Origin of the sequence: Methanobrevibacter cuticularis (assembly GCF_001639285.1) — an archaeon.
Lineage (GTDB): Archaea > Methanobacteriota > Methanobacteria > Methanobacteriales > Methanobacteriaceae > Methanobaculum > Methanobaculum cuticulare.
Genome location: NZ_LWMW01000087.1, coordinates 69,042 through 88,954, shown reverse-complemented (window position 1 = coordinate 88,954; position 19,913 = coordinate 69,042). Strand labels below are relative to the sequence as shown.

Genomic DNA, 19,913 nt, shown 5'->3' with positions numbered 1-19,913 from the left:
TTGAAAATAATAAATCTAATTGAAAATAATAAATGTAATGAAAATAATAAATGCAATTGAAAATAATAAATGTAATTAAAATAGTAGTCTAAATATGAATTATCTATTTTTTCTCATTTTTAGCCTTTTTTGAACTTTATCACTTGTTAATTCTCTAATTACATCTTTAGCTATCCAATGAGCTGATTTTGAATCAATTTTGTCAATTTCAATTGCAAAATCAATAGCTATTTTGTTTAAATTTAGGTTTCTTTTTCCAATTTGACGTAAAGCCCAATTAACAGCTTTTTTAACTAATTTCCTCCCATCAGTTGATTCTCTTTTTATAATAGGTAGAAGTTCTATAAATACATCATCATCTGCTTTTTTATCATGAACTGCCAATACAGCTATTAGAACAAATCCCGCTCTTTTTACAAATTCTTTATCATTTTTAGTCCATTCAAAAACTTTAGTATATGCAAATTCTGTTTTTCTAAAAAGGTTAATACAACACTGATCACAAATTTCCCAGTAATCAAACTCATTTACCCATTGATCCATCTGCTTGGAAGTAACCTCTTTAGGAATGTCAACAAGAGAAGCCATGATTCTAGTTTCTCTTGTATCAATTTCCCATAATTTAATAGCTAATTCATGACTTTTTCCAGCTTCTTTAGCTATTTTTTTAATTACTGGCATTCTAAGAGCGTAAGTATTTTTAGGATTAATTCCAAATCTTGCCATACCCTCAATTTGTTCTGGATCAGCTAACTCTTCGAATTTTTCTATAATCTCTCCAATATTCATATAAAGCGCCTACATCAATAAAAATGAAAGAAAATTTCAAATTAAAAATAAAAAAAGGTTTGAAATAAAAATGAAAGAAAATTTTAAATTAAAAATAAAAAAAGGTTGAAATAAAATTTTAAAGTATTTTTACTACTATTTCTTTTTGAGATTTCCAGGTAAAGGTATATCTTCCTCATCAACTAATATTTCTATTAAAAATGGTTTTTTATAATTTTTAATTTCATCAATAGCTATATCCAACTCATTTTTTGTAAAAACTCTTTTTGAATCAATATGGTAAGCATTAGCTATTTCTACAAAGTTAGGATTTTCAAGATTAACTTCATAAGGATCCATATCATAGAAAAGCTTTTCCCATTGTCTTATTATACCAAGTTGAGAATTGTTAAGAAGAAATATGGTTATTGGTAAATTATATTCAAAAATAGTGGCTAATTCTTGAATATTCATCTGAATTCCACCATCGCCGACGATAACACCCACTTTCCTTTCAGGATTAGCTATACTAACACCAATAGCTCCAGGTAAACCATAACCCATAGGAGCCATACCTCCAGAGTAAACTAGTTGACCACCTTCATTTGGCTCCCAAAATAATGTCACCCATGTGGTATGGCTTCCTGCATCATTAACTATATAACTATTTTGATAATTATTTAAAATTGTTTTAATAGCTATTTGAGGTTTTAAAAGGTTTTTATTAGTTTCAACATCATTTTTTCCAATCTTTATTGATTTATCTTTGATTTGAACATTATTATTATGTCCATATTTATCTTCATCTTCAAAATGATTTTTGTAAATTCCATTAATCCATTCTGTGCTAATATTACTAAAAATACCATCATTATTTTTAAAATAATTTAAAACTTCTTTAATATCACCATGGACATTAATTTTCCCTTTAAGTGAAGATTTATCAATATTTACATGGATGATTTTAGACTTATATTCTCTAAAAATATCAGATAATTCTGTTAGTGGCTTATTATCCACATTCAGCGTTCTTTCATTTAAGCTCGCACCTAAGACTAAAATTAAGTCCGAATTTTTAAATACAAAGTTAGCTATTGAAGTTCCACGAACACCAACCATCCCTAGATTCAATTTATTATTATTTTCGATGATTCCGTTTCCATGGTATGTGGTAGCTATTGGAACATCATATTTATTTAGTAATGTCTTAATGTCTTCAGAAGTCTTTGACCATCTTATTCCTGCTCCAAGAATTATTAATGGTTTTTTCGCTATTTCTAATTTTTCAATAACTAAATCGATATTAGAGTAATCATAATTCGGAGTAAAATTAATTTTTTTCTTAATTGATTTCCCAATATCTTCATCAAGTAAAACATCTTTAGGTAGATTTAAATGAACTGGTCCACGTGGATCTTTTGTTAGTATTTCTATAGCCTCTTTAATATTTAAAATAGCTGTTTTTCCATTATGTGGATTGAAAGTTTTAATAGTTATAGGTTCAAAAATGGATACTAAATCAACATCTTGAAACGTATTATTTGCTTTGAAGCTATTTGGAACATCCCCTGTTATTACAAGCATTGGAACATGATCTTTAAAAGCTGTAGCTATTCCCATGACCATATTCAGTGCTCCTGGCCCAGCAGTGGCTAAACAAGTTCCAAAATTTCCAGAACTTCGAGCATAGGCATCTGCAGCCATTGCTGCTCCTTGTTCATTTTTACATAATATATGTTTTATTTTAGAGGTATTAAGAGCCTTATAAAAAGGCAATATCTGTTCACCAGGATGGCCAAATATGAAATTAATATTTGATTCTTCAAGAATCTCTACTAAAGCTTTAGAAGTATTCATTTTAATCTTTGATTATTTTTCAGTTTATTAAGTTATTTTATTCACTTTATTAAATTATTAACTTATTTTATTCGCTTTACTAACTTATTATTTTTGAAAAATTATTCTTCTTCTTGATAGCTACCATTGTATTCCCCAGATCCATCGACTTCAAAAACAACTCCTTGAGCTATTCTATCTCCTTTTTTTATTTTATAGTCAAACTTTCCATGATTATAAAGCATAAACATCAAAGTTCCATAGAATCCAGGATCTCCAACAGCTGTTTGAACTGAAACAAATGAACGTAGAAGAGTTGATCTTGGTTTATAAAGCATCGTGTATCCTTTTGGTATCTTAATTTTCCGATCAATAGTGGCTAAATAAGCAGTTTGCGATTCAAGTGTATAAATAGGGCCATTTAATGGTTCTAGATCAGGTAGATTCTTTTCATTATCAATAAGGGAACCAGAAGATTTTTGCACAAATATCTCATCAAGAGCCAAATCAATTCCAGAAGGTTCTACTAATTCTTTAAAATCAGGAAACAATTTTATAAGTTCTTTTTCACCAAGCATGTTTAATCACTGCTACTTTTAATTTAATTGAATGATGATATTATTCTCAAGGAATAGTAATATTTGAGAAAATGGGGTTGTTAGTGAGTTAATTCTAGAGATTATGGATATTCCCCCATTAATACACTATCACAATATTAACATATTAAAAAATATCATAAAATACTACATTTTAATGAATATGATTCTTAACTAAGATAATAACTACATGAAATCATTCTCAATATTAAAATTATTATAATGTTTTAGAAATGTTATATTATTATATTAGGTTAATAATATTAATATTTAATTCATATAAATTATATAAATTATATAAATTATGGAAAATAAAAAATAGGAAATAAAAAAATTGGAGAGATAAAAATGCCAGTGATTATTGTTGAATCAAATAAAATAAGTTTAGATAAAAAAAGAGAATATGTAAAAGCTTTAACCAAAATAACAGCTGAAGCTTATGATTTACCAGAATCAACAGTTACAGTTTTAATAAAAGAACTTAAAGATGAAAATATTGGTGTATCAGGACAATTATTAAGTGAAATTGAATAAAATCAACTAAATATCTGCTCTAACATCCAATCCGAGAAATCAGCTAAATATCTGCTCTAACATCCAATCAGAGTCATATTCTTTTAAATCATCATAGCTTTGACCCATTCCTAAAAACATTATAGGTTCTCCTATAACATATCCAATTGAAAGAGAAGCCCCTCCTTTGGAATCAGCATCAGCTTTTGTAAGGATCACACCATCAATATCAATAGCATCATTGAATTTGGTAGCTTGTTCAACTGCATCATTACCTGTTAAAGCATCCCCTACAAAAATAACAAGATCCGGCTTGGATACACGTTTAATCTTTTTCATTTCATCCATGAGATTTATATTATTTTGCATTCTTCCAGCAGTATCAATTAAAACTAATTCTTTTCTTTTTGCTTTTGCATGTTCTACTGCGTCAAATGCAACTGCCGCTGGATCAGATCCTTTCTGATGCTTAATTATTTTAACATCTAAATTATCAGTATGATGGTTTAATTGTTCAATAGCTCCTGCCCTAAATGTATCAGAAGCTGCTACCACTGGAGTATAACCTTTTTTCATGTAATAACTAGCTAATTTAGCTATTGTAGTTGTTTTTCCAGTTCCATTAATTCCAACAAACATTACAACTAGTGGTTCTCCTTTAGCTTTCTTTTCTTCAATCATTTCAGTCATACTTTTTCCATCAATAGAAATTATTTTAGAAACAGCTTTTTTAAGAGATTCATAAGTATGCTTTTCAATATCACTGCTTCTTCTGATTTTTTTCCCTACCAAATCTTCTTTTACAGATTCAACAACTACATTTGCAACATCAATAGCTACATCACTTTCTAAAAGAGAAAGTTCTAATTCCCAAAGAATGTCATTTACATCTTTTTCTGAAATAGTTTTTTCTCTGATAAATGATAGAAACTTAGAATTTCCTTTTTTATTATCCTTATTTTTTTCTTCATCATCATTTATTATTTCATTTTCTTCTTTTATATTGGATGATAACTCTTTATCTAGTTTATTTTCTCCTTTTATATTGGATGATAACTCTTTATCTAGTTTATTTTCAGTTTTAGGTACTTCAGTTTCAATAGATTCTTCTTGAGTAGATTCTTCAATAGCTTTGATATTTCCTTCCTCTTCAGCTTCTTCAGATACTTTTTTAGTAATTTTACTGCTCACATCTGCAAATTTTTTCTTTATTGAATCAAACAAATTATTACCTTCCTTTTAAGATTAATAGAAAACAAATTACAAAATAATCTTTAATATGACTAATGAAATTATTATGCTAATTATGGTGATATAATCTTTAATAAAATATACTATATAATACTTAATTTGAAAATTGAATTAATTAAAATTAACTATATTTTTTTAAAATTAGTTTAAATTAATAAAAATAATAATGATATGGATAATAAGAATAATAATAAAGTTATTAATATAAGTGTGCCTATAAAAACAATTAACATTGTGAAATTATAATGAGAATAATAAATAATAATAATTTGAATATAAATAATAATTAAAATGTGAATAATAATATATTAAGATAAAAATACTAGAAATTACTAAAAATAAAGAATGAAATACTAAATAGAGAGAAAAAAATTATTATTGATATTGTTATACTTAATTTTGATAAAAATATCTAAATTGGTGCTTGTTGTCCACTTTGAACTTTTCTCATGAGTTCTTCAGCTTGTGGAGATAACTGAGCAACAATTTGACTAATTTTTTGCAAATTATCAACCATTTTATCTAAACTTTCATTTAGCTCTTCTTTCTGAGAAGCCATAGTTTCTTTAGCTTCTTCAATAGTTTTAGGAATAGCTATTCCTGCACCAACACTCATAATAATTTCATTAGTCTTTGTAATTTCAGCATTCATGAAAGAGCCAGCCCCAACAGGCACTAAAGTTTCTAAAGAATTTTTATCTTTCACATCTTCTAAAGTAGACTCCAAAATTTCAACTTCAGCTATTGAGCTTTGAACTGCTTCGACTTGTTGTTGTAACATCTCCGCCTGGCTTTTATATAAATTAAGCTCATTCATCATCTCTTCTAATCTTTGCTGGTCTTCCATTTTAACACCCTTAAACTTAAGATATTGCTTTAATCAAAGGATCTGTTATTTCATCTTCTGAAATCTCTTTAATTTCATCAATATTAATTTGATTTCTATTTATTCCATGTTTACTTCCAAACTCAGAATAAATTCTTTCATAAATGTTTTCTTCATTTGTGGCCTTGAGCTCTTTAGTAAATACTTTAGTTTCATCAGCCATTGCAAACTTACCACGAATTCTATATATCTTTGTTTTCATATTATCCCTCAGTTATTAAAATAATTTATAAAATAATTGTAAATTGAATATTGAATGATTGGTTATTAAATTAAGCTATATTAGTAGTTACTAGTTATTTATTATGTAAATTAGTAACTATTAGTTAATTATTATCTAAATTAGTAACTACTAGCTATTTATTATCTAAATTAGTAATAATTAGTTACTATTATCTGAATTAGTAATTAGTAGTTATTTATTATCTAAATTAGTAACTACTAGCTAATTATTATCTAAATTAGTAGTTATTAATTAGTTATTTTTATTTAAATTTCTTCAAGAAAACCTAATGCTTCTTCAATTCTAGCCATTTCAGGACCTGTACTAGATTCAGGAACTATTGCCCCATAAGAATTAGCAATTGAGCAAGCTCCTACAAGAGCTATTCCTCTTCCAACAGTCCCTATTTCTGCTTCAACTTTGAAGACACTTTTAGCTAATTTAAGTTCTGCAAAAGATGCATCTTTGTGAAGAAGTGCTCCTTTATTTGTAACAGCAACTAAAGATCCAATAATATCAAAGCCTGCAATTTCAGATCTCTCAACTCTAATGTCCAAAGTTTCTTCAACTATTTTCAATGATTTAGAAGAAAGTAAAGGACTAACTATAGCTCCTTTATCATTTGCTGCAATTATATTACCTACTGCAGTATATTTATCTGGAATTTTAGCTATATTTAACCCATATGACTCTAATAATTCAATTTCTCTATCAAAGGCAAAAGGAGAAACTATAATGCCATTAGAATTCCCAATAGCTAAAGCTCCTACTAAATTACTCCCAGCTATCGAAGTTCTTATAACATCAATATCTAAAGCTTCTTTAATATTATTTTCCATTATTTCAGGAAGATTAAAAGGAACAATAGCTATTTCATCCGTTACTGTAATATATACTCCTAAATTTGGATTTCCAGTGAGATTAATTCTTTTAAGCATTGTTGCCTTCCATTAATATAATAATTAGTTATTAAGTGATAATCAAGCTATTGATTATTATTCAACTAAAGCATTATTCAACTAAAGTTGCTTCAACAACTCCATCATCATCTTTTACTGCTTTAACTTTGATTTTTGAAGGTATCTTTTGAATCCCTCTTTCCCAAATTTTTTCATTTAATGAAGCATCAATTTTAACTTCATCTGCTTTCATGTGCTTAGTTAAGAATTCTTGAACTGATCTTATAGCTTTTGAAGCTCTAATAGTTCTTGGTACTTTCTTAACATCTCTAAGTGGTATTGTATAAGTTCTTTCCATATTACTCAACTCTATACTTTAAGACTATTTCTTCTCCAATGTCTTGGTTTAGCCCTATATCTTAATTGACGTTTAGTCTTCGTATATGCCCAAATAGGGATTCTTCTGTTTTGTTTATTAGCTTTTGCAAGCCTTAGTTTTTTAGCTAATGGTTTATTTCTGCTCATCTTTACACCATATAAATATTATCACTGTAAAATATTAAGATATGAATAAGAATCATCTCAATATAGGAATCTTCTCCATACTATAATATTCGTCTTAAATCTGGTTATTTTTTAATATAATATAGTAATATAAAATATATAGTAATACCATATATCATAGATAAAGTAATGCCATATATTATATATAAAGTAATAGAATATGTTCATGAATAACATGAATATATAAGATAGATTAATAAGTAATTTTGATAAGTTAATAGATAATATATTAAAAAAGATAATATTATTATAAAGTAATATTTTTATAAATATACTATTAATTATATTATAAATTATAATTATACAATAATCATTTTGACTAAATTATATTACAAATATAATTGCATTAACTATTTATTTAATATTTTATATATTGTAAGTTTTATATACAATTTGTTATAATTTTTTAGTAATATTTTAATATTTTATTAATATTTTTACATAGAATTCTCATTTTTCAAGCCAATGACCCTTGTTTGATAATGTTCAGGGAATATTTCATTTGAATTTCCATCACTGGCATCTATCAAACAACGAATTTCAACTTCATAATCAGAACTATTTTCTTTATTACTCTTTTCATTTACTAATTCAAAGAACTTTGAAACGAGAGTGTCTATTGTCTTATATCCAAAACTATCCAAATTTACATATTGTATATTTTTTCGATCTTCTAAACTTCTGATTTCATTTTTATTCAATTTTGGAGTTTTATCATCTCTACGAGTTCCATCAGCAATGATTGAATAAATATTTTTATTGGATAATTCTTCAATGACTTCCTTGTGGAGATAACTGATTCCATTATTAGGAAATCCATCCTCTAATATCATAGAAACAGAATTTTTTAAGATATTTTTATTCAATTCCAAAACATTATGTTTTAAATTAAGGGCTTTTGCAGATTTTGAAGCAGGAATATGAGATTTATAAACTCCAAAATTAGCTGTTATCAGCTCCACATCAAATCCCATTCTTTTAAGAAGAATAGCCATTAATGAACTGTCTTTTCCCCCACTATATAGAACACAAGCTTTCATATTATTTTCGAGTGATATTAATCTCTCTTTTATTACCAGATAATTGTTTAAGCAGAAGTTTTAATTGTTCATCAGTTATTTTACCTTGAACTCTCCCACTTTGAACTAGTTGGATCAATTGAAGTTCAATTTGATCTACAAATTCTGGTTTTGTCAATTTAAGATTGGCTAACCTACTTCGAGCTTCTGGAGTCAGAATTTGCATCATGATTTGCTTTTTCTGAGCTTCCATTTCTTGTTGCATTTGCATTTGTTGCATCTGTTGGTGCTCAGAAGCTACAGCTTGCTGCTGTAACTCTGCCATTCTTTTACGTCGCAATTCATCAAGATCACTCATATTATGGCCCCCAATTAATATTTTAGTAGTTATTTAATTTAATTGAGCTATTTATTTTATTCAATTTAGCTCATGAAAATTTTATGAATTTAAAAATCAATACAAATCCATCAATATTTTTCAAGTTCAGGAATATCTTTAATTAAAGCACCAGAATTTTTGTCTAAGAAAGATTTTCCTTGAGGAGTGACAATTCTCCCTGCATCAATCTTTTGAACATAGCCAGCATCTTCTAATTGATGTAAAGCTCCTCTAACAATAGCTCCACTACCTTTTCTAAAGGTTTCTGGAGTAACTCCCCTGTCTTTTTTTCCACCATAAAAATTTCTTAAACTATTTATTCCAACTGGTCCATCAATATAAACTCTTCTTAAAATAGAAGCACATCTTACATACCACCAATCGATATTTTCTGGCTTTCTTTCTTTATGGACTCCTGTTTTAACTAAAGTTGTCCATTCTGGAGGATTTATTTTAGTATTTTCCTCATTAAAATCTTTTGCAACTTGATCTATTAATAAATCTGCAGGTACATCATATACAGTTGTCATCTTAATTCTCCTAATAAATTTAGTTTAACATTCTATCTGTTAATATAAGTAATAATAGCTATTAATGCAATGATATCTAATTACTACTGATGCAATGATATCTAATTACCAGTAATATAGTAATATCTAGTCACTATTAATGCTTTTTCTTGTAAATGATAGCAACATTTCCCCTTAAGTCAATAAGTTTGGATCTTGTTCCTTGAACTATGCTATCAATATAAGATTCTTTTTCATCTGCTACATTTTTAGCAAAGCGTAGCTTAACAATTTCTTTATCTTTAAGCTGGCGTTTAACTTCTTCAATAACATTCTCATTGATTCCAGCTTTTCCAATGTTAATTATCATAGCATGAAGAGCTTTATTCATTATTTCTTTTTTTGATAATGTAAGTGTCAATCTTAGCTCTCCTTTTTAATTTTTTCTCATTCATGTAAGGAATATGCATTGTTGAATTACATTCCATACATTTAATATTCACTTGACTATTAGAAAGTCTAATTCTGGAATTAGTACCTGGTTTTAAAAACTTGTAACAGTTTTTACAGTAGTTACGTTTCCATTTAAGAGGAATTTTTGTATTATATTTTTTGGATATTTTAAGAGCCAAATACACATATCTATTAGATCTTTCTGGATTCAGATTGTATTCGCTTTTTGCCATAGCAAAAAGAATATTCATACGTTCTTTAGCTATGTCAATCATCCACTTAGGTCTTTTTCCTCTTCTCAACTTTAGACCCCATAAATTGGCAAACAATCTATTAAAATAGAATGTAACATTAATAAGGTAAATTTAATAAGATTTAAATAGTTTAAAACAATATCTTAAAAGTTAGCCTAGGCCATTTTTAATGCAAGAAGAATATTAACAATGTTTTGTTTTTTCTATATAAAAAACTTTTCCTAAATTCATTGTAAAACTAATTATAAACTTATTAAATAATATATAATTTTCATGACTTATAAAATATATTGTAATTAGATTAATACATTTTAATTTATTTCAAAAAATAATTTAATATTAGCTTAATATCCAATCTAAAAAATCAATTTCACCAATAGGAAGTGATTTGTTATCGAATAAAACATCTTCAATGATGTCTAATACATTATCTTTAGTCATGTGCGATGTGTTAATTTCATTAACCTTATCCCCATGTTTTTCAAAGGATTCAACTGAACAAACACCTAATGCTTCAGCTTCTAAATTTTCATAAGTCTTAGATTTCCCATATTTTCTGGATTCAAGTCTGGTCTTAAGTATAATTGGATCTAATCTAAGAACTATGACTTTATCGCATTTATCACAGAGGTGAGATAGATGACCCTCAATAATAGCTATTTTTGACTTTAAAACGTTAGATCCCTTATTATAGTCATGTTGAAAGTTATTTTCAGCTTTAAAAAAAGAATCAAGGACTTCATGAAGTTTTTCATTTAATTCGGTTATATTGACAATTTTATATCCTTTTTCTAAATCTTCACCTTCAATTAAGCCATTTTCAATAGCTAACTCATTTATTTTAATAAGCTTTGAATCAAAATTTTTAGATAACCTTTTAATTAACTCCAATGCCATCGTAGTCTTTCCAACCCCAGGAGTTCCAGTTATAAAGACTATTTTATCGGAAGAATTTTTATTACTCATATTATTCCATCTTTCAATTAAATTTAATAACCTCTTTAAAATTAAGCTTCAATAATAGCTCTTATCAATTAAGTTTAACAATTCATTTATATTCATTTAAATTGAATTTAAATTGAATTTATTTGATGGTTCTTTTTTAGATAGCTATTATTTTTTAAGAATTACTCTTAAAACATCTTTATCTTCCAAAATGTGGTCTGGTCCTGTTTTTTGTCCTGGAAATTTAACAGATTTTCCCCAAATTTTAGCATGGCGGAAATTTTTTACAAATTCCCTATGTAACTTTCCACAGACATCTATAACACTAGCTCCTTTTTTTATAATCAATGGATCTTCGTAATCTGCTTTTCTACCTTGTGGTTTTAAATATATTCTTATAAGATTTAAATTCTCAAATATTTGATCCTTTAAATATTCTATGTTTTGTTTTTTATCTGCAGAAATTGGAGTGAAGTCAGGAATGGTTTTCCTCAATTCATTTAAATAGCTATCATCAACTAAATCTACTTTGTTCAAAAGAACAATGGATGGCACATAAGCACGATTAGATTCTAAACTGTCAATAAACTGATCCATTGTAACATCGTCACGAATCAAAACATCAGCATTATGCATACCATATTCATTTATGATTGATCTTATTGTTTTCTCATCTAAATGAGTTAACTCTGTAGTTGAAGAGACTTTAACCCCTCCAAGCTTTTTTCTTCTTATTGTAACATCTGGCTCTTTTTCATTTGGTCTTATTCCAATATCACGAAGTTCTCTTATAATAATATCCAAATGTTGGGGATTAAAAACATCTAAAACAATTATAATAAGATCTGCAGTTCTAGCTACTGAAAGAATTTCTTTACCTCTTCCTTTTCCACTAGAAGCTCCAGTTATAATTCCTGGAACATCAAATATTTGAATTTTAGCCCCCCTATATTCCATGATTCCAGGAATAATATCTAAAGTTGTGAATTGATAAGATCCCACTTTAGATTCCGCATTAGTTAATTCATTTAGAAGAGTTGATTTTCCAACTGAAGGAAATCCCACCAAAACTGCCGTTGAATCTCCACTTTTTTTAACATGAAATCCTTTCCCCTTAGTTCCAGAACTTTTTCGTTGTAAAGATTCTTCCTTTAATTTTGATATTTTAGCTTTTAACTTACCAATATGGTGAGATGTAGCTTTATTATAAGGTGTTTTTTGGATTTCTTCTTCAATTTTCGCTATTTTATCATCGATTTCCATTAAACTCACTTGGATATTAACTATAATATTGAATATTAATTAAGTTAGAATATATTATCTAAATTTTGACTATATTATAATAATCTTATTAAGTATCTATGTTAAATCATCTTATTAAGTATGATTATTATTAAATCTATATTTCTGAATCTTTCATATTTTAATTGTGGAATATTTTTAGGTTATATTTCATGAAAAAAAGATTATGAATAGAATAGAATTCTAATTGAAATAGTGTAAGTTATTAAAATAGTAATATCATGCTAGTAAATAAATTAAATAATTAAATAATTAGTAAATAATTAAATGATTAAATAATTAGTAAATAATTAACTAATGATTAAATAATAATTAAATAATGATGTAAATAACAATGTAAATTAAAATAGGATATTCAAATTAATACATTTAAATATAAATTGGTATGAAGTAGTGGATAATAATTGAAAATCATTTCAAAGTATCCCACGAATCATACCTCCATTATTCATTTTTTTTTAAGATTTTGGGTTAATTCTCCATAAAGATACTCCATCTTGCATATTAACCATTTCAAATCTATCTTGACCATATCCACCTAATATGAAAAGTCTTGTAAATAAAGCATTTTCCAATTCTTTACTCATTATAATGGAGGAATATGTACCATTGTTTCCAATAACAAGCAAAGTAAAGTTTCCACTTTCATTTACTGTTTCATTTACCATGAGTATACCCTCTTCAATGATAATTTTATTATAAAGTGGGAAAGGATTATATAGTGTTCCATTTTGATCAATTATTTGAGTTCCATTTTCATACACTGTTTTAACAGTTGCATTTGTAGTGTTATTTGCAACTCCTTTAGTAACTACTGTTTGAACTGCAATACCATTTTCTAAGCTATTAGTTATAGTTGCTTGACTAACAGTAGAGTTAATTTTCTCCAATTGAGCTGGTACTTGTGCAGTTAAATATTGATAGCCTACACTACTTTTAGCAGCAAAATCCCAATTACCAAAGTATGTCCACCATCCTGCTTTTCCTAACATGTCTGAACTTGCTACGAATATAACAGGAGTAGGATTAGGTGGATGAGAATATTTTAAGATAGTATCTGCTTGTATAGAACTTAAGTTGTACTCTTCTGTCATTGCAGTTTTAGCTTCTTCTCTTGAAAGTGGTAAAGTTTTTTCTAAAATTTCAACAGATTTTCCTGTATTATTTGTGTAATTATCTAAAGCCAGATAAGCGTTATCTCCAGTTGTAGCCAACATTTCAAATATTCCTGCTGATAAATCCGTGTTATTCGTCGTCATAGCTTTACCAACCCAGAATGCCCTATCACCTGTCTGAGATCCTCCATCGAAACTAGTCGGCCTATCTCCTGCAATTTCAAATAAATATCCGTAATCCCACCAAGAGATTATAACAGTATTATCAGTTGTATTCGCTTTTACCCATTCCATTGCATTCCACATTGGATCACTAGTACCTGGAACAACATTATTTGCTACTTGGTAAGCTCCACTGGCCATTGGCGAAACAAATGCTAACAAAATAATTAACATCACAACAAAATTTCTGATAGAAATAAATCTTGATTTAGAATTTTTATTATTAGTTCCTATTTTGTTTTTATGATTTAAAGAGCGATGACCTTTAATTCCATAAATCAATACTAATGAAGCTATTGAAAGTGCAGCAAAGAACCCTAAAGGTATTATATATTGATTAGTTATACTGAAAACTGGAAATGCTGCTAAAAAAGCCCCTCCTAATGATATAACTGCCAACTTAAAATTACTAAGAGTGTTTTTTGTAATATAAGAAGTAGCATAACCTACAAAAATACCAGCACATAAACTGACTGGGATAACCAGTATCGCAAGAAATCTTGAACCTCTAGAAACCGCTACTATAGCTATAAAAATCCACACTGCAAATATAGTGAAATAAAGAAGTGCGTTTCTCTTAGTTTCATAAACATCCCCTGATTTACCGATAGAATCATCATCGATGAAAAAAGATTTATCTTTACTTTCCTGCTTTATTGATGTAGCTTTTCTCTTTCCTTTAGGTGGCTTTTTAGAACTAGTTCTTAAATCATCAGACTTTAATGACCATAATCTTTGAGCAAATAAGAATAGAATGGCAAAAGCACCTAAGAAAGAAAGAATACCTCCCATACCATTAATAACTCCTCCTGAATTAGCTAAAAACATTCCTACTATTCCCCCAACTAGTAAATTTGGGATCTGCAGTTCTGCAATGGAAATAGCTACATTAGGATAATTTGATGTTAGTGCAGCAGTATCTTGTAGAGAAAGTCCTCCAACTAAAGTACCTTGGATATTTGCTATAAGTGAATCAAATCCTACAATAAGAACCAAACTTATAAAGCTAATTATACCTATGAGAACTATTGAAAATATTTCTTTTTGATTTACAAACCAACTGAATTTATTTGGATAGTCTTTAAAAGGTTTAAATAAATGCAATTTGAAAAGGTAGCTTGCTATGAAATAAACTATTACAATAATAACTAACAATGCTGGATAAAATATGTAACCATCCCATGATACTGAAAAAAGGGCTAAAGAAGCTACAGTAGCTAATATAAATATTATCCTATAGACCAATCTTTTCAATCTAATACTTTCAATAAAGAATAATGTAATCAATAGAGGGAATATAACATTAAACATATCTGTATCAAAAAAACCTGCAAAGGTATGTGCAAAATAGCTAGGAGCAAATGCAACTAATAATGCTGCCGAAATGGCTCCAAAATCATTCGTTACTCTTCTAACTATAATGTAAGCTGGTATAGCTGCCAATGAAGCTATTATTGCTCCAGTCCAAAATGCAACTTCCTTCACTGAATAATCACCAAAGAACCCAGATAAATAATATAAAAATGCCGTTACATACCCTATCATTGGAGGATACGCTGCAGATCTTCCATCTGGAGCATAAGAAAGATTATCCCACGGCGTTCCATTTTTAATTTCATCACCAAAGTAACCATGATCTATATAATCTTCTGTTAAACGTAAATTATAATATGAATCCATTTCACTGAAATAAGGAAGTCCACTGGAATCAGTGAACATGGACTTTTGATCTTCAGGAATTAATGTCAAATCATATGCTTGTGCTCTCAGTAAGAACACAAAGCAGACTAAAACTAAAATAATAGCCACTGATTTAAGTATTGTTAGTATTTTTTTCTTATCCATAAAAAATCCTCTAATTTAATATTCATCAAATAAGAATATGAATTACATTCATTATTTTTACTTTTTATTATTCATAATCTTGAGTGATATATTTTATATAATTTTTAATAATACATTATTTATTACATAAGCTATACTTAATCTAAATAATTATTATATAATTCTTAATAATACATTATTTATTACATAAGCTATACTTAATCTAAATAATTATTATATAATTCTTAATAATACATTATTTATTACATAAGCTATAATAATTTTATATAATTTTTTAAAAAATTCAAAAAATTTTATAAAACTTTAATTAAAGTTATAATAAAATCTATATAATACGGTTTTTACTATAAGTTTAATTTAATATAATTTATAATATTCTAATTTATTAATATTTTAATATTTAATAATAAATTAAACTTGATTTCAATCTAATATAATTTATAATATTCTAATTTATTAATATTTTAATATTTAATAATAAATTAAACTTGATTTCAATCTAATATAAGTTATAATATTCTAATTTATTAATATTTTAATATTTAATAACAAATTAAACTTGATTTCAATCTAATATAATTTTTAATATAAAAAATTTAAAAATTCATGATTAAATATTAGTAAATTTATAGTAAATTTCTATTACATTTCTAACTAATAAAATTCTTAAAACTTGTTAATTTCAAGACGAGCTATTCTTTAAAGAACTTTATAATTTTTATAATATTCTTTATAATATGATATTCATGTTATATATAATTTCATTTTATATATTGTAATATTATAACATTTCTAATATTTTATATTTGTGTCTATGACGCAACATTATCACTTTATAGAAGGATTATCATTTTTATTGAAATAATTTATAAGAATTAAAAAAGCTAATCTAAATTTATTTAATAAGTAAATTTTAATAAATAAATAATTTACTATTGACAATTTCAAAAATTTAGATATTAATTTATTTAATTACTTATGTTAAATATTAATTTATTCAATACTACTAATCAGTTAACTTATTAATATTTTTATTTAGTTTTTAAATCTTTAAGCTCTTCAACCGAACATGTGAATCTACATTTTGGAAATGAGCTACAACCAACAAAATCACCATATCTACCAGACCTTTTTAATAAATCACTATGGCAATCAGGACAAGTTCCAACGATTTCCGAATCGTGAGTCTTAGTAGAATCTTTTCCACATTTAGGATCTAAGCAAGCTCTTTGCTTGGGTTTTCCAAATGAGATCATTGGCAATCCACATTTTTCACATGTACTCTTTAGAACATTGGCTCCTTTTGGTAAAGAGTATATTATATTACAATCAGGATAATTAGAACAGCCTACGAAATGACTTTTAGTTTTTGGAGAGTATCTAATTATAAGATTTCCTCCACAAGCACACTTTCCAAGTATCAAACTTTCTTGATAAGCATTATAAATTCCTTCACCAATTTTATTTTCACTATCCTCAATATCTCCTAAAATACTTAGAACTTCTTTTTTTGCTTCACCAATAACCTTATCTTTGGTTATTTTATCAGCCATTATTCCTTGTAATTCTTTTTCAAACTGTCTAGTTAGTTCTTCACTGGTCAAATCTTTACAATATTCTTTTAAAGTTTCTATTATACTAATTCCCAGTTGATTAACTTCAATTTTTTTACCGGAAATATATTCTCTATCATATAGCTTAGCTATTATATCTGCCCTAGTGGCTTTTGTACCTAGTTCTCTTTTTTCTAGTTCTTTTATAAGAGAAGCCTCATTGTATCTTGCAGGAGGTTTAGTTTCTTTTTCCTCTGATAATACATCCTCTACCTTTATAAGGTCTCCTTTTTTGATATTAGGGAAAAATTCATCCTCAAGTTTACGGAAAGGATAATGCTGTAACCAACCAAGATAGGAGACTCTTTTTCTTTTAAATACAAATTCTTCTTCAGCTATTTTAAGCAAAGTCTTCATGGTTTCTAATTTAGAATTTTCAGCAAAAAGACTTATGAATCTAAAAACAATGAGCTGATATACCTTTTGCTCATCATCAGATAATTTTTCAGGTAAAATTCCAGTTGGATGAATAGCTGGATGAGCAGCATCTTCTTTTTTACCTTCATTTGGTTTGGTTTGTTGAGGAAGTTTACTTATATGGTCTTTAAATAAAGACCTGCCAGACAATTGTTTGAAGATTTTTTTAAATTCCAAACTTGCAGGGAGTTTTTGTGAAGATGTACGAGGATAAGAAGTATATCCTTCAGTATATAAATTCTGAGCAATCATTTGAGTCTTTTTTGGGCTGAAACCAAAGACTCCATAAGATTCTGATTGTAATCCACCTAGGTTAAAAGGAATTGGAGGTTTTCTAATGGTTTCAGTTATTTTTACATCATCGACTAAAGCATCTGATTCTTTACACCCAGCAAATATTTTTTCAGCTTCTTCTTTATTGAAAATCTTTCCTGCAATATGATCAGCTATTATCTCTCCTTCTAAAACTGCCTTAATCAACCAATATGGTTCTGGAACAAATTTTTGAATCTGTTTTTCTCTATCAACAAGAATTGAAAGACTTGGTGTTTGAACCCTACCTGCAGAAAGCTTTAAAAATCTTGATTTAGCTGTTCTAACCGATTTCATTAAAGCTCGAGAAATATTAACCCCAAAATAGAAATCAAGAATATGTCTAGCTATCCCACTATTAACCTGATTTATATCAAGATCAATCATATTTTCATATGCATCCATGATATCTTTCTTAGTTAGAGTTGAAAATTTCATTCTTGAAGTTTTAGCTATTGAATCTTCTCCACATGCATATTTTAATGCATTGAAACCTATTAAAGTTCCCTCGATATCATAATCACAAGCATGAATAAATTTATCTGCACCTTTAGAAAATTTCTTAATAGAATAAATATAATCCTTAATATAATTTTTATTTTTTTGTATCTCATAAATTGGTGCCCAATTTAAATCAAAATAAACCTTTTCATTTTGATTGGTGGGAGTAAGAGAATATAAATGCCCTACTGCTGATAAAACATTTGTTTTCTTACCATCTTCATTAATCTCCCAATATGTAAGCTTCTTATTATATTTCATCTTCTTGGCTTTAGAAGAAAGAGCTTGAGCTATTTTTTCAGCTGACTTAGGTTTTTCGCAGATAATTACCTCATGCATTGTATCACTTATCATTTTGTTAAAAATAAATCCCTAATACTCTATAAATAGAATATAAATAATCAATATTATAAAAAGAGCTCATATGCTCAATAAATTATTAAAGTTGCAATTATATTACTTTTTCGACTTATTCCATTAAATAATATAACTAATAACTTATTCCATTAATTAATATAACTAATAATATACTTATAGATAACATAGCCTTATAATACTTTCTTATAAACAATATACACTTATCGATAATATAGTCTTATAATACTTTCTTATAAACAATATATTTTTCAAATTTATATTCTATTTTATTATTCTACTTTAATTTTGAGTTGCAATATAATATAAGTATATCATATAATTAATTTATTCTAATGATATAACAACCACTAATTATTATGATTATATTAAATTTTATTATTTTAGTTTTATTATTTAAGCTATTTAATACAAATATTATAATTAGTATTATTTAATCTTTTTGCTTTTCTTAAATTAAATACTAGAATAAAATGTATATCAATTAGGAGGTATATCAATTAGGCATTAACTTTGAAAATAATAAGTTTAGTCTATAGCTAAAATATATTTATTGGTTAATAAGTATATAAATAAATTATCTAAAATATATATTTTTAATATTTTTAAGTCAATTATTATAAAAACAATTATTTTTAAAATATTAATTATTAATATTAATTATTTTTAAAATATATATTGGCCATAAGAAGAATGATATATCAAAATTAATTTAAAAAATAATATATTTTTTAATTATTAAAAACTTGATTATTTGAATATATTAAAAATATTATTTAGAATCATTATAAGAAGTTTAAATTGTGAATTAAATAGTATTATCTAATTGTTTATCTAAAAATTAATTAAAGTCATTATCTTTTTATTATTTAAAATTATTATCTACTCATTATATAAATTATCTATCTTTTTTATAAAAACCATAAAATTCACTACAATAATCACACATTGGAAATTGTCCATAATGGTAATGACTTTCGTCATCTTCATTGATATTGAATTCTTTACCACATAGATAACAAACTTCTATTTTTTCAATTTTGTCATTAGACTTAGAATTTTCAACTTGTTTATGCACATTCTCACCAATAATATATTTATAATTAAAATTATATG

Annotated in this window: 20 protein-coding genes; 1 reads left to right on the top strand and 19 read right to left on the bottom strand. The window is 26.7% G+C overall.

Going from position 1 to position 19,913, the window contains the following annotated elements:
- Positions 1 to 99: 99 nt before the first annotated feature.
- From MBCUT_RS03290 to MBCUT_RS03280, 3 genes are all read right to left on the bottom strand, one after another.
- Positions 100 to 789 carry a DNA alkylation repair protein gene (locus tag MBCUT_RS03290; RefSeq protein WP_067258839.1) on the bottom strand — a complete coding sequence of 230 codons (690 nt, stop codon included), beginning with the start codon at positions 787 to 789 and terminating at the stop codon, positions 100 to 102.
- 135 nt (positions 790 to 924) lie between these two features.
- The gene (locus tag MBCUT_RS03285; RefSeq protein ID WP_067258837.1) at positions 925 to 2,625 is read right to left on the bottom strand and encodes a thiamine pyrophosphate-binding protein; all 1,701 of its coding nucleotides are present in this window, start codon (positions 2,623 to 2,625) and stop codon (positions 925 to 927) included.
- A 101-nt stretch (positions 2,626 to 2,726) separates the two neighbouring features.
- Positions 2,727 to 3,182, bottom strand: a complete 456-nt coding sequence (locus tag MBCUT_RS03280) for a dCTP deaminase (RefSeq protein ID WP_067258835.1) — start codon at positions 3,180 to 3,182, stop codon at positions 2,727 to 2,729.
- A gap of 366 nt (positions 3,183 to 3,548) precedes the next feature.
- Between MBCUT_RS03280 and dmpI the strand changes: the two genes are divergently transcribed.
- Complete coding sequence (gene dmpI, locus MBCUT_RS03275) at positions 3,549 to 3,734, top strand: 4-oxalocrotonate tautomerase DmpI (RefSeq protein ID WP_067258833.1); 186 nt, start codon at positions 3,549 to 3,551, stop codon at positions 3,732 to 3,734.
- Positions 3,735 to 3,773: 39 nt separating this feature from the next.
- Here dmpI and ftsY read toward each other — a convergent pair whose 3' ends face one another.
- The 16 genes from ftsY to MBCUT_RS03195 all read right to left on the bottom strand — a co-directional run bounded on the left by ftsY (position 3,774) and on the right by MBCUT_RS03195 (position 19,875).
- A complete protein-coding gene (gene ftsY, locus MBCUT_RS03270) occupies positions 3,774 to 4,937 on the bottom strand; it encodes a signal recognition particle-docking protein FtsY (protein ID WP_067258831.1) in 1,164 nt (387 codons plus the stop codon).
- A 439-nt stretch (positions 4,938 to 5,376) separates the two neighbouring features.
- Positions 5,377 to 5,811 carry a prefoldin subunit alpha gene (gene pfdA, locus MBCUT_RS03265; protein WP_067258829.1) on the bottom strand — a complete coding sequence of 145 codons (435 nt, stop codon included), beginning with the start codon at positions 5,809 to 5,811 and terminating at the stop codon, positions 5,377 to 5,379.
- A gap of 16 nt (positions 5,812 to 5,827) precedes the next feature.
- Positions 5,828 to 6,052 (bottom strand): 50S ribosomal protein L18Ae, encoded by a 225-nt coding sequence (rpl18a, locus tag MBCUT_RS03260; RefSeq protein ID WP_067258827.1) that lies wholly within the window; start codon positions 6,050 to 6,052, stop codon positions 5,828 to 5,830.
- A 287-nt stretch (positions 6,053 to 6,339) separates the two neighbouring features.
- Entirely contained in the window at positions 6,340 to 7,011 is a 672-nt protein-coding gene (locus tag MBCUT_RS03255; RefSeq protein ID WP_067258825.1) for a translation initiation factor IF-6, read from the bottom strand.
- A 73-nt stretch (positions 7,012 to 7,084) separates the two neighbouring features.
- Positions 7,085 to 7,330 carry a 50S ribosomal protein L31e gene (locus MBCUT_RS03250; protein ID WP_067258823.1) on the bottom strand — a complete coding sequence of 82 codons (246 nt, stop codon included), beginning with the start codon at positions 7,328 to 7,330 and terminating at the stop codon, positions 7,085 to 7,087.
- An 11-nt stretch (positions 7,331 to 7,341) separates the two neighbouring features.
- Complete coding sequence (locus tag MBCUT_RS03245; protein WP_067258817.1) at positions 7,342 to 7,497, bottom strand: 50S ribosomal protein L39e; 156 nt, start codon at positions 7,495 to 7,497, stop codon at positions 7,342 to 7,344.
- 476 nt (positions 7,498 to 7,973) lie between these two features.
- Positions 7,974 to 8,576, bottom strand: coding sequence for a DUF7411 family protein (locus tag MBCUT_RS03240; RefSeq protein WP_067258816.1), 603 nt, complete (start codon positions 8,574 to 8,576; stop codon positions 7,974 to 7,976).
- A 1-nt stretch (position 8,577) separates the two neighbouring features.
- Positions 8,578 to 8,913 (bottom strand): DNA-binding protein, encoded by a 336-nt coding sequence (locus MBCUT_RS03235; RefSeq protein WP_067258813.1) that lies wholly within the window; start codon positions 8,911 to 8,913, stop codon positions 8,578 to 8,580.
- Positions 8,914 to 9,023: 110 nt separating this feature from the next.
- Positions 9,024 to 9,464 carry a 30S ribosomal protein S19e gene (locus tag MBCUT_RS03230; protein ID WP_067258811.1) on the bottom strand — a complete coding sequence of 147 codons (441 nt, stop codon included), beginning with the start codon at positions 9,462 to 9,464 and terminating at the stop codon, positions 9,024 to 9,026.
- A gap of 136 nt (positions 9,465 to 9,600) precedes the next feature.
- The gene (locus MBCUT_RS03225; RefSeq protein WP_067258865.1) at positions 9,601 to 9,834 is read right to left on the bottom strand and encodes a YhbY family RNA-binding protein; all 234 of its coding nucleotides are present in this window, start codon (positions 9,832 to 9,834) and stop codon (positions 9,601 to 9,603) included.
- On the bottom strand, positions 9,827 to 10,198 hold the full coding sequence (locus MBCUT_RS03220) for a ribonuclease P protein component 4 (RefSeq protein WP_067258809.1): 372 nt from the start codon (positions 10,196 to 10,198) through the stop codon (positions 9,827 to 9,829). The genes MBCUT_RS03225 and MBCUT_RS03220 overlap by 8 nt, the downstream gene beginning before the upstream one ends.
- A 291-nt stretch (positions 10,199 to 10,489) precedes the next feature.
- The gene (locus tag MBCUT_RS03215) at positions 10,490 to 11,116 is read right to left on the bottom strand and encodes an adenylate kinase family protein (RefSeq protein WP_067258808.1); all 627 of its coding nucleotides are present in this window, start codon (positions 11,114 to 11,116) and stop codon (positions 10,490 to 10,492) included.
- Positions 11,117 to 11,263: 147 nt separating this feature from the next.
- Complete coding sequence (locus tag MBCUT_RS03210; RefSeq protein ID WP_067258806.1) at positions 11,264 to 12,358, bottom strand: OBG GTPase family GTP-binding protein; 1,095 nt, start codon at positions 12,356 to 12,358, stop codon at positions 11,264 to 11,266.
- Positions 12,359 to 12,855: 497 nt separating this feature from the next.
- Positions 12,856 to 15,579 carry an STT3 domain-containing protein gene (locus tag MBCUT_RS03205; protein WP_067258804.1) on the bottom strand — a complete coding sequence of 908 codons (2,724 nt, stop codon included), beginning with the start codon at positions 15,577 to 15,579 and terminating at the stop codon, positions 12,856 to 12,858.
- 1,031 nt (positions 15,580 to 16,610) lie between these two features.
- Positions 16,611 to 18,761: a DNA topoisomerase I gene (topA, locus tag MBCUT_RS03200; RefSeq protein ID WP_067258802.1), complete on the bottom strand. Its 2,151-nt coding sequence runs from the start codon at positions 18,759 to 18,761 to the stop codon at positions 16,611 to 16,613.
- Between the two features lie 934 nt (positions 18,762 to 19,695).
- A complete protein-coding gene (locus MBCUT_RS03195; RefSeq protein WP_067258800.1) occupies positions 19,696 to 19,875 on the bottom strand; it encodes a hypothetical protein in 180 nt (59 codons plus the stop codon).
- Between the last annotated feature and the right edge of the window lie 38 nt (positions 19,876 to 19,913).

Excerpts from the sequence above, each read along its gene's own strand:
- MBCUT_RS03240 (WP_067258816.1), bottom strand. The coding sequence starts at position 8,576 with ATGAAAGCTTGTGTTCTATATAGTGGGGGAAAAGACAGTTCATTAATG.
- MBCUT_RS03255 (WP_067258825.1), bottom strand. The coding sequence starts at position 7,011 with ATGCTTAAAAGAATTAATCTCACTGGAAATCCAAATTTAGGAGTATAT.
- rpl18a (WP_067258827.1), bottom strand. The coding sequence starts at position 6,052 with ATGAAAACAAAGATATATAGAATTCGTGGTAAGTTTGCAATGGCTGAT.
- MBCUT_RS03235 (WP_067258813.1), bottom strand. The coding sequence starts at position 8,913 with ATGAGTGATCTTGATGAATTGCGACGTAAAAGAATGGCAGAGTTACAG.
- MBCUT_RS03215 (WP_067258808.1), bottom strand. The coding sequence starts at position 11,116 with ATGAGTAATAAAAATTCTTCCGATAAAATAGTCTTTATAACTGGAACT.
- topA (WP_067258802.1), bottom strand. The coding sequence starts at position 18,761 with ATGCATGAGGTAATTATCTGCGAAAAACCTAAGTCAGCTGAAAAAATA.
- MBCUT_RS03210 (WP_067258806.1), bottom strand. The coding sequence starts at position 12,358 with ATGGAAATCGATGATAAAATAGCGAAAATTGAAGAAGAAATCCAAAAA.
- MBCUT_RS03245 (WP_067258817.1), bottom strand. The coding sequence starts at position 7,497 with ATGAGCAGAAATAAACCATTAGCTAAAAAACTAAGGCTTGCAAAAGCT.
- MBCUT_RS03280 (WP_067258835.1), bottom strand. The coding sequence starts at position 3,182 with ATGCTTGGTGAAAAAGAACTTATAAAATTGTTTCCTGATTTTAAAGAA.
- pfdA (WP_067258829.1), bottom strand. The coding sequence starts at position 5,811 with ATGGAAGACCAGCAAAGATTAGAAGAGATGATGAATGAGCTTAATTTA.
- MBCUT_RS03290 (WP_067258839.1), bottom strand. The coding sequence starts at position 789 with ATGAATATTGGAGAGATTATAGAAAAATTCGAAGAGTTAGCTGATCCA.
- MBCUT_RS03250 (WP_067258823.1), bottom strand. The coding sequence starts at position 7,330 with ATGGAAAGAACTTATACAATACCACTTAGAGATGTTAAGAAAGTACCA.
- MBCUT_RS03285 (WP_067258837.1), bottom strand. The coding sequence starts at position 2,625 with ATGAATACTTCTAAAGCTTTAGTAGAGATTCTTGAAGAATCAAATATT.
- dmpI (WP_067258833.1), top strand. The coding sequence starts at position 3,549 with ATGCCAGTGATTATTGTTGAATCAAATAAAATAAGTTTAGATAAAAAA.
- MBCUT_RS03230 (WP_067258811.1), bottom strand. The coding sequence starts at position 9,464 with ATGACAACTGTATATGATGTACCTGCAGATTTATTAATAGATCAAGTT.
- MBCUT_RS03205 (WP_067258804.1), bottom strand. The coding sequence starts at position 15,579 with ATGGATAAGAAAAAAATACTAACAATACTTAAATCAGTGGCTATTATT.
- MBCUT_RS03225 (WP_067258865.1), bottom strand. The coding sequence starts at position 9,834 with ATGAATAAAGCTCTTCATGCTATGATAATTAACATTGGAAAAGCTGGA.